At 72.3% G+C, this 13,020-nt stretch carries 8 protein-coding genes and 3 pseudogenes; 7 read left to right on the top strand and 4 right to left on the bottom strand.

The genetic code is table 11. The features are described 5' to 3' along the window. Positions 1-43: 43 nt before the first annotated feature. Entirely contained in the window at positions 44-631 is a 588-nt protein-coding gene (locus OJ254_RS00375; RefSeq protein WP_265360793.1) for a TetR/AcrR family transcriptional regulator, read from the bottom strand. 145 nt (positions 632-776) lie between these two features. On the opposite strand from OJ254_RS00375, the gene OJ254_RS00370 reads away from it, so the two are divergent. Both OJ254_RS00370 and OJ254_RS00365 read left to right on the top strand, forming a co-directional pair. Beyond that, positions 777-2,189: an amidase gene (locus OJ254_RS00370; RefSeq protein ID WP_265360792.1), complete on the top strand. Its 1,413-nt coding sequence runs from the start codon at positions 777-779 to the stop codon at positions 2,187-2,189. A gap of 60 nt (positions 2,190-2,249) precedes the next feature. Beyond that, a pseudogene (locus tag OJ254_RS00365) lies at positions 2,250-2,854 on the top strand (YdbC family protein). A 27-nt stretch (positions 2,855-2,881) separates the two neighbouring features. Here OJ254_RS00365 and OJ254_RS00360 read toward each other — a convergent pair. Then, entirely contained in the window at positions 2,882-3,559 is a 678-nt protein-coding gene (locus tag OJ254_RS00360) for a TetR/AcrR family transcriptional regulator (protein WP_423835989.1), read from the bottom strand. 83 nt (positions 3,560-3,642) lie between these two features. On the opposite strand from OJ254_RS00360, the pseudogene OJ254_RS00355 reads away from it, so the two are divergent. The 5 genes and pseudogenes from OJ254_RS00355 to OJ254_RS00335 all read left to right on the top strand — a co-directional run bounded on the left by OJ254_RS00355 (position 3,643) and on the right by OJ254_RS00335 (position 9,124). Continuing rightward, positions 3,643-5,260: pseudogene (locus OJ254_RS00355) on the top strand (ABC-F family ATP-binding cassette domain-containing protein). Between the two features lie 460 nt (positions 5,261-5,720). Next, positions 5,721-6,380, top strand: a complete 660-nt coding sequence (locus OJ254_RS00350; RefSeq protein ID WP_265360791.1) for a histidine phosphatase family protein — start codon at positions 5,721-5,723, stop codon at positions 6,378-6,380. 11 nt (positions 6,381-6,391) lie between these two features. After that, positions 6,392-7,299, top strand: a pseudogene (locus OJ254_RS00345) (ADP-ribosylglycohydrolase family protein). 409 nt (positions 7,300-7,708) lie between these two features. Next, positions 7,709-8,410 (top strand): ribonuclease HII, encoded by a 702-nt coding sequence (locus OJ254_RS00340; protein ID WP_265360790.1) that lies wholly within the window; start codon positions 7,709-7,711, stop codon positions 8,408-8,410. 66 nt (positions 8,411-8,476) lie between these two features. Next, complete coding sequence (locus OJ254_RS00335) at positions 8,477-9,124, top strand: hypothetical protein (RefSeq protein WP_265360789.1); 648 nt, start codon at positions 8,477-8,479, stop codon at positions 9,122-9,124. Between the two features lie 191 nt (positions 9,125-9,315). On the opposite strand, the gene OJ254_RS00330 is transcribed toward OJ254_RS00335, so the two are convergent. Continuing rightward, entirely contained in the window at positions 9,316-10,023 is a 708-nt protein-coding gene (locus OJ254_RS00330; RefSeq protein ID WP_423835792.1) for a hypothetical protein, read from the bottom strand. A 294-nt stretch (positions 10,024-10,317) separates the two neighbouring features. Continuing rightward, positions 10,318-12,483 carry a RecQ family ATP-dependent DNA helicase gene (locus OJ254_RS00325; RefSeq protein ID WP_265360788.1) on the bottom strand — a complete coding sequence of 722 codons (2,166 nt, stop codon included), beginning with the start codon at positions 12,481-12,483 and terminating at the stop codon, positions 10,318-10,320. Positions 12,484-13,020: the final 537 nt, after the last annotated feature.

The raw sequence follows: 13,020 nt of genomic DNA, 5'->3' as shown, positions 1-13,020 counted from the left end.
GAAAGTGCCCTTGGGGCCTCGGGGCGGGTGATGCGTATGCGCCTCAGGTTGCCTTCTGGCTCCAGAGGTGGTGCAGATGGGCGTCGAGGACGTCCAGGGCGGCGGCGGGGGAAAGGTGGCCGATCAGGACGTGGGTGGTGAGGCCGTCGGTGAGGGCGAGGAGTGCGTGTGCCGCCCGCTCCGGTGCTCCGGTTTCGGAGGCCTCGGAGATCAGTCGCGTGAACACCGCCTGCAGACCGGCGTAGTTGTTGCGCAGGATTTCGGCCAGCGAGGGGCTGACGGCGGCCTGGGCCACGAAGGCGAGCCAGACCCGGGCCTCGGCCCGGTGCTCGTCCCGGAGCAGTGCGACCTCGGTCGTGGCGTGGCCCAACGCGGTGCGTGCCGACTGTGCGGGCGAGGCGGTGAGCCGTGCCGCGACCCGCGCGCCGAGCCGCTCGCCGATGTGGCCGAGCGCGAAGACCAGCATCTCCTCCTTGGTGCGGAAGCAGCGCTGGACGGCTCCCATGGACACGTCGGCGCGCGCCGCGACATCGCGCAGCGTCACCCCCTCCAGCCCGCTCTCGTCGGCGAGTTGGCACACCGCCTCGGCGATCTGCCGACGTCGGCTCTCGTGGTCCACCTGCTTGGGCATTCTCTGCGCTCCGGTTTATTCGATGCGGGCGTATCGCTGGCAAGGTTACGATGCCGAACCGATGCAGATGCATCGGAAAGACGAGGTGGTCCGGCACCCGCGGCGGAACGTACGGCGTCCGGGCCCGGGCGCCGAAAGGGGAGAAATGCACAGCGTGTTGTGGAAGCTGACGGCCGCTGCCCAGGCGGCGGCGGTGCGCGACGGAGACGTGTCGGCGGTGGAGCTGGTCGATGCCCATCTGGCACGGATCGGTGAGGTCAACCCGGCCGTCAACGCCGTCACTCAGCTGCTCGCCGAACGTGCCCGGACCGAGGCGGCGGCGGTCGACCGCAAGCGCGCCGAGGGGGTGGAACCGGGGCCGCTGGCCGGGGTGCCGTTCACGGTGAAGGAGAGCACCGCCATCGAGGGCGTACCGACGACCTTCGGCGCGGAGCGCTTCCGTGACCTCGTCGCTCGCGCCGATGCACCCCCGGTGGCAAGGCTGCGCGCGGCGGGCGGCATCCCCATCGGGCACAGCAATATGCCGACGCTCATCCTGGCCGGTGTCCACACCCGGAGCGAGCTGTTCGGGGACACCGCGAACCCCTGGTGCGGGGCGGTCACCCCGGGTGGCACGAGTGGTGGTGACGGCGCGGCCGTGGCGAGCGGAATGGCTCCGCTCGGCCTCGGCAACGACTCCGGAGGGTCGGTGCGCATCCCGGCGTCCTTCTGTGGAGTGGCCGGACTCAAGCCCACCTACGGGCGGTTCGCCGCCGATCACCGCATCGGACCCGATGATCCGCCCCTCGCGGCCCAGCTCCTCGTGACCGACGGGCCGTTGGCCCGGACGGTCGGCGATCTCCGGCTCGCCTACGAGGTACTGGCAGGAGCCGATCCCCGCGACCCGAGGGCGGTACCGGTGCCCCTGTACGGCGAGCCGCTGGGACGGCCCGTCAAGGTGGCGATGGTGACCGACCCGGGCGGGCACGGTGTGCATCCCTCGGTGCGCGAGGCGGTGGAGAGCGCCGCGGACGCGCTCCGGGACGCCGGGTACGAGGTGAGCGAGGTGGCCGATGTGCCGCGGCTGGACGAGGCCCTGGAGGCGTACGCCCGTATGACGCGCACCGAGTTCGCCACCACCTGGCCGGTGGTCAAGCCGCTGCTCGGCGAGGGCGGGCACCGCTACATCGAGCGGGGCATGGCCGAGGTCGCTCCTGTGGGGCTGACCGAGTACCTGCGGCTGACCGGTGTGCGGATGGGCATCCAACGGGCCTGGGCGCAGTTCCTGGAGGTGTATCCGCTGGTCCTGGGCCCGGTGTTCACCGATCCGCCGTTCGCGCCGGGCGAGGAGGTGCGGGACGACGAGGGCTATCGGCGGGTGCAGAGCGCCATGCGGCTGTGCACGGCCACCAGCTTCGTGGGGGTGCCCGCGGTCGCCGTGCCCACCGGAGTAATCGAGGGGCTCCCGTATGGCGTGCAGCTGATCGGCCGCTCCTACCGGGAGGACCTGTGTCTGGAGGCGGCCGAGGCGGTGGAGCGGCGGCTGGGTGTACTGACGCCCATCGATCCCCGCCCGTAAGGAAGTTCGGGGTGGTACGCACAGTGATCCGGATCGGCCCCCGGGCCGTACGATGGCGCGGTGCTGGTCAAGTGGATTCGCCTCACCGTAGTGGACCGTCGAGGGTTCGAGCGGGGGCAGCGGAAATGGGCGGGGCTGCTGGGTGAACCGGGGTTTCGTGGACAGGGCGGCGGATGGAGCCGGGGCCGGCCGGACGTGGCGCATCTGGTCGCCTTCTGGGAGAGCCGGGCGTTCTACGACTCCTTCATGGCCCGCTCGCACGACCGGCTCGCGGCCGCCCAGACCGGCACCTACAAGGATGCCCAAGTCCGGCTCTTCGAGCACGAATTCGATGTGAAGGTGGGCTTCCGTCCCGCGTTCGGCGATGTGGACGTGCTGCGGCTGGCGCACTGCCAGGTGCGCCAGGAACGCGTGGACCACTTCATGCTGATGCAGGAGAAGGTCTGGAATCCGGCGATGGCGGGCTCCCCGGGGATGCTCCGGGGATGCTGGGGCGGGCACCCGGGGAGGAGTTCCTGGTCCTCTCGATGTGGCAGTCGGCGGCGGAACGCGGGAAGTACCGGCCCGAACGGGTGGAGCGGCTGGCGCTGCGGGCTCAGATAGCCGCGGACGTCCGGGCGATCGCGGGGGACGTGGTGCAGCTCGAACCGTCCTGGACGGTGTGACCGGATCGGTCCGCCCCGCCCGCAGGGTCAGGAGCCCGCGTCCGGAGTGGCCCCCACGGTGTCGCCGCCGGCGAACACCCCCGCGCGTGCGGCGGCCAGTGTCGCCGCCACGGCCTGGTCGGCGAGTGTGAGGTCGACCGGCTCCCGGGTGATGAACAGGCGGAAGAAGAGCGGCGCGGAGACGGACCGGACGAGCGCGCCGGCATCCAGCGGCGCGGCCAACTCACCGCGCTCGGCCGCACGTTCCACGAGGGCCTCGCAGCGCGTGAACCGCTCGGCGTAATAGGCGCGCAGTGCCTCCGCGGCCCGTTCCGACTGGAAGCCGGCGGCGATCATCGCGGAGCCCGACGCGGCCACCGCGGGATCGGTGAAGGAGGCGACGACCTCATGGGCGAGCGCCCGCAGATCGCCTTCCAGCGATCCGGTGTCCGGTGGGGTCCAGCTGTCCTCGCCCGCCAGGTCGAGGGCGTCCGCGACCAGGCCCTCGACGTCCTTCCAGCGGCGGTACAGCGTGGTCTTGTGCACGCCGGAGTGCTCGGCGACATATTCGACCGTCAGGCCGGGGTAGCCGTGCTCGGTGAGGCCGGCCAGCACGGCGTCGCGGACCGCGGCGCGGGTGCGGGCGGTCCGGCCGCCGGGGCGGCGGGTGCCGGGGCGGAGGGCTCGGCGCTGCCGGCCTGATCGCGCGCGGATTCTCCAGTCAATTGCAACTCCAGTTGCGTTAGGTGGGTGTGCTGTGCCATCATGAGCGTAACGCAACGAGGGTTGCGTTTGTCGGGGGAGGTTGTATGCCCACTCAGATCTCATTGCACGACATCACCAAGTCCCATGGCGAGCGCCTGCTGCTCGACGGCGTCTCACTTCGGTGCGCCCGGCGAACGCGTCGGGATAGTGGGGGAGAACGGCGCCGGGAAGTCGACGCTGCTGCGCCTGATCGCGGGTGTCGAGCAGCCGGACGGCGGCCATGTCGTGCTGACCGCTGACGGCGGTATCGGATACCTCGGACAGACCCCCGATCTCCCGCCGGACCGCACCGTCCAGGACGCGATCGACGCAGCCCTGGCCGACCTCAGGGACCTGGAGCGCCGGCTCCGCACTCTGGAGAGCGGACTCGGCGACGCCCCGGCCGCCCGGCTCGACGAATACGGCGATCTGCTCACGCTGTTCGAGCTGCGCGGCGGTTATGAGGCCGACGCCCGCGTCGAGGCGGCCCTGCACGCCCTCGGGCTGGAAGGGCTGGGCCACGACCGGCTGCTGGGCAGTCTCTCCGGCGGCGAGCAGGCCCGTCTGGGCCTCGCCTGTCTCATCGCCGCGGCCCCCGAGGTGATGCTCCTCGACGAACCGACCAACCACCTCGACGCCGCCGCGCTCGACTGGCTGGAAGGCGCCCTGCTCGCCCACCGGGGCACGCTCCTTGCCGTCTCGCACGACCGGCTCTTCCTCCAGCGGATCGCCACCGCGATCGTCGAGGTCGACGCCGACCGTCGGGGACTCGTCCGCTACGGCGACGGCTACGGCACCTTCGTGGCGACCAAGGCCACCGCCCGCCGGCGCTGGGAGCAGGAGTACGCCACATGGTGCGGAGAGATCGCCCACCTCACCGATTTCGCAGCCGGCACGGCGCACGGCGTCGCCCCGGGCCGGGCCATCAAGGACGGCAACAAGATGGCGTACGACCGGGCCAAGGGCCGGGTCCAGGCATCGGTGTCCAGCAGAGTGCGCAACGCCCAGGAGAGGCTGCGCAGACTCAGGGAAGACCCGGTCCCCAAGCCGCCGGAACCGCTCCACTTCCGGGCGGCCCCGGGCCTCGGCAGCGCCGAGGGCACCCTCGTCGAGCTCGACGGCGTACGGGTCGGGGACCGGCTCGCCGTGGACTCCCTCAGTGTCACGGCGGGGGAGCGGCTGCTCATCCACGGCCCCAACGGCGCCGGCAAGACCACCCTGCTCAGGGTCCTGGCCGGGCTCACGGCACCGGACAGCGGCACGGTGCTGCGCCGCGGACGGATCGGCTTCCTCGCCCAGGAAATACCGGTCTCCCGCCCGGCCGAGCCGCTGCTCGACGCCTTCCGCCGGGGCCTGGCCGGCCATCCGGAAGAGCTGGCCGATCTGCTGCTGTCCTTCGGGCTGTTCGGCGAACGCGATCTCCAGGTGCCTGTCGGTGCACTCTCGGCCGGTCAGCGGCGTCGCCTCGCGCTGGCCCGGCTGCTGGCCCGCCCGGCCGACCTGCTGCTGCTCGACGAACCCACCAACCACCTGGCCCTCGACCTGGTCGAGGAGCTCGAAGCGGCACTGGCGGCCTGGCCCGGTGCGCTGGTCATGGTCACCCACGACCGACTGCTCCGCCGACGCTTCGGCGGCCGCCCCTTCGAAATGCGCAACGGCCGCCCGGCCCTGGTCGCCGCCTGAGCCTGCTGCCTGCCGCGGCCACCGCCGCGATCGGTGCGGGGCCGAGCCGAAGGCGGCGCCGTCCGCCTCCCGCCCGGCCGTGTTTCGCGTCCGCGTTTCCCGTCCGTGCGCATGCCGTATGCACCGGCGGGCGTCCATGCCGACCCGATCGACGGGCGAGCCGGGACCGGCCATCGAGTCCGGATCGGCTCATCGAGTCCGGACTGGCGCATCGATTCCGGACCGGCCCACCGAGTTCGGACCAGCCCAATGAGGCCGGACGCCGCCACCACCGCCGCCACAACCGCCGCCACCGCCACCGGCGGCGACCGCCGGCGCCGGCGCGGCCGTGTCCTCGGCTCCCCGCGCGCCGGGCCACACCGACACCGAACGCCCCGGACACTGCCGCGACGACTGCCGCGACGACAGCGGCGACGGGCCGCGTGCGGCATGTACAGGGCAGGCGTTTTAGGCTGGCCGCATGGCTCGCCCCCGACGCATCGTGCTCCTCCGGCATGGCGAGTCGGAGGGGAACATCGACGACTCCATCTACGAGCGGGAACCGGATCACGCCCTCTCCCTCACCAAGACGGGGCGGCGGCAGGCGGAGGAGGCCGGTGGCCCGCTCCGCGAGTTGTTCGGCGAGGAGCGGGTCTCCGCCTACGTCTCGCCCTACCGGCGCACCCACCAGACCTTCCGCGAGCTCGCCCTCGACCCGGGGAGGGTCCGCGTGCGCGAGGAGCCGCGGCTGCGCGAGCAGGACTGGGGGAACTGGCAGGACCGCGACGACGTACGGCTGCAGAAGGCGTACCGGGACGCGTACGGCCACTTCTTCTACCGCTTCGCCCAGGGCGAGTCCGGTGCGGACGTCTACGACCGGGTCGGGGCGTTCCTGGAGAGCCTGTGGCGCAGCTTCGAGGACCCGAACCATCCGCCGAACGTCCTGATCGTCACGCACGGTCTCACCATGCGGCTGTTCTGCATGCGCTGGTTCCACTGGACCGTCGCCGAATTCGAGTCGCTGTCCAACCCGGGCAACGCCGAATGGCGCACCCTGCTGCTCGGTCCGGACGGCCGCTACACCCTCGACCGGCCCTTCGAGCGCTGGTGTGAACCTGAGCCTTATGGCATCACCGGTTAAAGTGCACACCGATGACCCCCGACCACCGTGACGCAGACCGCTGTGCGCGGGCTCTGGCGAGCCTGCGCGGACTGTCCGTGGGCGATGCCCTCGGATCCCAGTTCTTCGTCCCCGCCCACTATCCCGCCCTCAAGCGCCGCGAGCTGCCGCCCACCCCGTGGCAGTGGACCGACGACACGGAGATGGCCTGCTCCGTCCTGGCCGTGCTCGTCGCGCACGGCCGGATCGACCAGGACGCCCTGGCCGCCTCCTTCGCCGACCACCACGACTTCGACCGCGGCTACGGCCCGGCCGTCAATCGCCTGCTCCGGCTGATCCGCGAGGGCGGCGACTGGCGCGAGCTGTCGTCGGCGCTCTTCAACGGCCAGGGGTCCTGGGGCAACGGTGCCGCCATGCGCATCGCCCCCTGGGCGCGTGGTACGCCGACGACCCCGAGCAGGCCACGCACCAGGCGGAGATCTCCGCCTACACCACCCACCAGCACCGCGAGGCCGTGGTCGGCGCCATGGCCGTGGCCGCGGCGGCCGCCCTGGTCGCCGACCCGAGCCGGCGGACCGGCCCCGAGGAGCTGCTCGACGGGGTGCTGGAACTGATCCCGCGCAGCGCCGTACAGGCCGGACTCCGCCGGGCCCGGGACATGCTCGACTACGCCGACTCCGGCACCGTCGCCGCCGTCCTGGGTTGCGGCCGGCGCACCAGCGCCCATGACACCGTGCCCTTCACCCTGTGGGCGGCCGCCCGCCATCTCGGCAACTACGAGAAGGCCTTCTGGACCACCGTGCGGGCCGGTGGCGATGTCGACACCACCTGCGGCATCGTCGGCGGGATCGTCGCCGCCGCCCCCGCCGGCGCGCCCCCTGCGGCATGGCTGGAGGGCACCGAGCCCCTCCCGTCCTGGGCCCCCACCCTCGAAGACTGACCGCACCCACTGCGCTGACCGCACCCACTGCACTGGCCGCTCCTACTGCACTGACCGCACCCACTGCACGGACCGCACGCCGACCCACACCTGCCCCGCGACGCCGCACCACCGTGACGCCGCGCCCCGGTGCCCCGTGAGCTGATCCGCCCCGGTACCCGGCTGAGCTCCGGACGCGGCCGCCGGCGCCAACGCGCGGCGCGAACCCACCACTTCGCCCTGCCCGCCCGCGTCCGAGAGAGCGAACGGCAACGATCCGCCGGGCCCGGAAGGCCGCACACCGGCGGCTCACGTACCCATCGGTAGGGTCACCCGCCCGATCCGTCCGCTCCCGCACCGCCGCGGATTGCGGCCAGGTGTGGATCCGATGCGGAACGCTCGGCCGAATAGGCGTAATCTGGCTGGCGCCATGCCGTACGAGCCCCCCACCCATACCGTCGAGCGATCATTGCGCGCCACGACGGGCGCCAAGATCGTTGCAGGGATCGACGAGGTCGGACGCGGAGCCTGGGCCGGACCGGTCAGCGTCTGCGCGGCCATCACCGGACTCCGCCGACCGCCCGACGGACTCACCGATTCCAAGCTGCTGACCCACAAGCGCCGCGCCGAACTGTGCGCCGTGCTCGGTCAGTGGGTCACCGCGTACGCCCTGGGGCACTCCTCGCCGCAGGAGATCGACGAGCTGGGGATGACCGCGGCGCTTCGGCTCGCGGCCGTACGCGCCCTGGAGGCGCTACCGGTCCGTCCGGACGCGATCATCCTCGACGGCAAGCACAACTACCTGGGCACGCCGTGGCAGGTCCGCACGGTCATCAAGGGGGACCAGTCCTGCATCGCGGTTGCCGCCGCGTCCGTGCTCGCCAAGGTGCAGCGCGACGCGATGATGGCCGAAGTGGGCCTGGAATACGCCGACTTCGACTTCGCGGCCAACGCCGGCTACCCGTCGCCGACCCATCGCATCGCCCTGGAGGAGTACGGACCCACGCCGCACCACCGAGTGTCGTGGTCCTACATGGACGCGCTGCCCCGGTGGCGGCATCTGAAGAAGGTGCGCATCACCCCCGAAGCAGCCGCTCTGGAAGCCGGCGGCCAACTCGGCTTCGACTTCTGAGCGGTGCGGGCATCAATTCGGTACCCGATGACGTGTCCCGCACTTACGTTTGATAGACATCCCTTTATGCCTCTCATCCCCGAGGAGCCTCAGATTCACGAGAGTGTCCCGGGTCCCCGCGCAACTCCGGCCGCCGGCCGTACCGCGCCGACCCCCCGTCCTGTCCCTGGCCCCGGTCCCCGCCCCGCGCCGCCGCGCGGTGCTCCCGCGGCCAGTGCCCGTCCGGGCAAGCCCGGACCCGCTGCCCCGCCGCGTGGGCCTGTCGCCGCTCCGCCGGCGCAGCGCACCGGCTCCCCGCAGCCCCCGGTCGGCACGACCGGCACGGCCGGAGCGCAGCTCCAGCTGATTCCGGCGCCCGCCGCCGGGGCCATCGACGCCGCCGACGAAGCCGTCGACCTGCTGCTGGACTCGGGGCGTGCCCCGGGTGAAATCCTGGTGCTCACCACGGGTGAGACCCACCCGTGGGCCGCGCACGAACTGTCCTTCGGCGAGGCGTCCTACTGGGCCCAACACGACGCCGTGGACGACGTGTTCTACGCGGACGCCGGGGCCGAGCGTGCCACCGGCCGCCCCGTCGTGGTCGTCGCCGTCAACGGCGGCACGGACGAGGTCGCCGCGCGGGCGCTGCCGTCGGCGATGGCCCGCGCCGGAACGCTGTTGATCGTCTGCGGCGACCCGCAGCAGATCAACACCGCCCTCGGCGCCGGCGTCTGACCGCTCCGGCTCGCGGCAGCCCGTCGGCCCCAAGGCCGTCGGGCTCGCCTGCGTTCCCGCACGGCCCCAGCCGCGCTCCCGGGTACGAGTCTCGCGTCCTTCCACGGCTCGCGCCTTGTCGTACGGCAAGTTTTCCGCGTACGGCCGGTGTTTTCGTGCGGTCTTGCGCTCCCGTACGGCGCGAGGTGATCTCAGCGTGCCGCCGTGTGCCGGTGGGCCTCCGGTGCCCCGCCACCGGTGCTCCGTGGTGCCGGCCGGCCCTGCGCGACGACCGTGGCCGTACGGGATGTGTCCGGGCGCGGTGCCGTGCTGCGGCGCGCCGCGGCGAAGCCCACTCCCGCAGGACGGGCTTCCGTGCCCCGCTTTTCCTTGGCCGAAGGGCCGGGACGGCGGCCGCCCCGGCCCTCGCCCAGGACTTGCCAGCGCTCGGGGGTCAGCGCGATGTACGCGCCGCAGCGCAGACCGTGCAGCGTGCAGGCGTCGCGCAGCCCCCACATCCACGCTCCGTCGGTCTCCGTCCAACGGGGGTCCCCGTCACGGCAGTAGAGCAGCACAGCCGTCCGGACCGGGGCGCGCAACCGGAGGTCGTGTGGGATCACCCGGCGCAGATGCACCAGCAGGGCATTACGGAATTCCCATCCGTCGGGGGCGGCCGCGGGCTCGGTGAACGACGCGCTGGCCGTCACCCGACCCTGCGGATCGAGCACCGCCACGATCGCCGTCGACGTCCCCGGACGATGCCGCTCGTGCAGACCGGCGACGACCTCACGGGGATTGCGCAGCAGGGGTATACCTGCCGAGGCCCACTCGGCGGGCTCCAGCATCCGGCCCAGCCGGGCGGCGGGATCGGTCAATGAGGGCGGCGAAAGGCGCGGCGGCGGGACGAAGTCGAAGGTCACGGGTCCTCCCTTCGTCCACGCGTCAGCGCATCGGCCGGAGTCCTGGCGTCCGAGTGCCAGGGCATGACCGAGCGTGACCGCGGAACGGCCGGTACGGGGAAGCACCTCCAATTCTTGCGGTCGTACAGGCATGCGGGCAACGAGCAATTCCCTCAGGAGACTGGAATCGCGCCATGTGTGGCGAATGTTCCCTGCTGTCGCACCCGTGAGCCGGCCCCGGCCCCAGGCGTCGGCAGCGGACCCCCGACGACCACGGTTCCACCGGGCGGCCGTTGATCACGTCCGGACCTTCACCTACGCCTGCACGGCGAGGACCAGCGGAAACACCCCCTCGGCTCCAGCCTGGCGCAGCAGACGGGCGGCCACCGCCAGCGTCCAGCCGGTGTCGGCGTAGTCGTCCACCAGGAGCACCGGACCGCCCACGGACGCGAGGCTCTGCGCCAGCTGCGGCGGTACGCCGAGTGAGCCGTGCAGCGCGCGCAGCCGCTGGGCGCTGTTGCTGCGCGGAATCCTGGTGTCGGCGCCGTCCTCCTCCGATGCCACCACGCCCAGGAACGGCATCCGGCCGACCGCCGCGATCCGCTCGGCCAGCGAGCGGATCAGCTGGGGCCTGGTGCGCGAGGAGAGGCAGACCACCCCCACCGGGCGGGCCGGGGCGTCCGCCTCCCCGGAGGCCCAACCGCCGGGCCCCTTCGCCCAGTCGGCGAGGACCGTGACCACCGCGGAGGCCACATCGTCCGGAACCAGACCGTCCGGTGCCTGTGCCGCGAGCATCGGTCGCAGCCGATTGCCCCAGCCGATGTCGGAGAGCCGGCCCAGGGCCCGGCCGGTCGCGGCCAGCTCGCCCGCCGGAATGCGCCCCTTGAGGTCGAGGCCGACGGCCGGCAGCCCCGTCGGCCACATCCGCCGCGGCTCCACCTCCACGCCCGGACGCCCCAGCTCACCGCGCGCGGCATCCAGCGACGCGGCCGACACCTCGGCGGTGAACCGCGCCCCGGCGCAGTTGTCGCACCGTCCGCAGGCGGCCGCTGCCTCGTCGTCCAACTGCCGCCGCAGGAACTCCATCCGGCAGCCGGTCGTGGTCGCGTAGTCGCGCATCGCCTGCTGCTCGGCCTCGCGCTGCCGCGTCACCCACGCATAGCGCTCCGTGTCGTACGCCCAGGGCCGGCCCGTGGAGATCCAGCCGCCCTTGACGCGCTGCACGGCGCCGTCCACGTCGAGCACCTTGAGCATGATCTCCAGGCGCGAGCGGCGCAGTTCGACCTGCGGTTCCAGGGCCGGCAGTGACACCGGCCGGCCGGCGGTGGCCAGCACGTCCAGGGTCTGGCGCACCTGTTCCTCGGGAGGAAAGGCCAGCGAGGCGAAATACTTCCAGATCGCCTCGTCCTCCCGGCCGGGCAGCAGCAGCACCTCGGCGTGCTCGACGCCACGGCCGGCCCGGCCCACCTGCTGGTAGTACGCGATCGGTGACGACGGCGAGCCCAGATGCACCACGAATCCCAGATCGGGCTTGTCGAAGCCCATGCCCAGCGCGGAGGTGGCGACCAGCGCCTTGACGCGGTTGGCGAGCAGATCGTCCTCGGCCTGCTGGCGGTCGGCGTTCTCGGTCTTGCCGGTGTACGACGCGACCGTGTGCCCGCGGTGACGCAGGAAGGCGGTGACTTCTTCGGCGGCGGCGACGGTGAGGGTGTAGATGATCCCCGAACCCGGGAGCTCGTGCAGATGGTCCGCGAGCCAGGCCAGCCGGTGTGCGGCGTCCGGCAGCGGCAGCACACCCAGACTCAGGCTCTCCCGGTCCAGCGGACCGCGCAGCACCAGCGCCTCGGCCGTCCCCTCACCCGTCCCGAGCTGTTCGGCGACATCGGCGGTCACCCGCGCGTTCGCCGTCGCGGTGGTGGCGAGCACGGGCACGCCCGGCGGAAGATCGGCGAGCATCGTGCGCAGCCGCCGGTAGTCGGGGCGGAAGTCGTGGCCCCAGTCGGAGATGCAGTGCGCTTCGTCGACCACCAGCAGCCCCGTCGCCGCCGCGAGCTTGGGCAGTACCTGATCACGGAAATCGGGATTGTTGAGCCGCTCGGGGCTCACCAGCAGGACATCCACCTCACCCGCCGCCACCTCGGCCTGGACGGTGTCCCACTCCTCGGTGTTGGCCGAATTGATCGTGCGCGCGCGGATCCCGGCCCGAGCCGCCGCGTCCACCTGATTGCGCATCAGGGCGAGCAGCGGAGAGACGATCACGGTCGGTCCGCTGCCGCGCTCGCGCAGCAGCGCGGTCGCGACGAAATAGACCGCCGACTTGCCCCAGCCCGTGCGCTGCACGACCAGCGCGCGACGACGCTCGGCGACCAGGGCCTCGATCGCCCGCCACTGGTCCTCGCGCAGCCGGGCCGTACCGCCGGGATCGCCGACGAGCCGGGTCAGGACGGCATCGGCTGCGGCACGCAGATCTTCGTTGCTCATGCCCCCATGCAACCCGATGCCACTGACAATGCGCGAACCCCCGCCCGAGCCTGTGGATAACTCGTCACCCAGAGTTATCCACAGGGGTCGCGGCGCAGCGGCCGATCGCGAGATCTTCGAGTCATGAATCCGCAGAGCGAACCGCGAAAGCGCAAGACCGACCCCAACTCGCCGATTTCTCCGGAGACTTCCGAGACGTCCCCGCCCTCCTCCGGCGCACCCACCCCTCCGAATCCTTCGACCGCCTCAACCCCGTCCACGTCAACCACGCCGCCCACGGCACCCACCCAGCCCACCCCTTCCCACTCCCCGACGTCCTCGACACCCTTCAACCCTCGCCCCCTCCCACCCCCTCGATCCCGGGTCCGAGTCCCTCTCCGGAGTCCTCCCACGCGCCGGCCGATCCCCGGCCCACCGACCCTGCAGACCCCAGCGAGACCTCCCGCCACGCCGGAGCACCCGACGCCCAGCACCTCTCCGTACCGACACCTGCCGAAGCACTTCCGGAGCCGTCAGAGGAGTCCCAGGTCACCCTGC

The sequence above is a fragment of the Streptomyces endophytica genome, from assembly GCF_026153355.1.
Classification (GTDB): Bacteria; Actinomycetota; Actinomycetes; order Streptomycetales; family Streptomycetaceae; genus Streptomyces; species Streptomyces endophytica.
The sequence above is the reverse complement of the archived record's forward strand: the minus strand, read 5'-3'. Positions and strand labels throughout refer to the sequence as shown.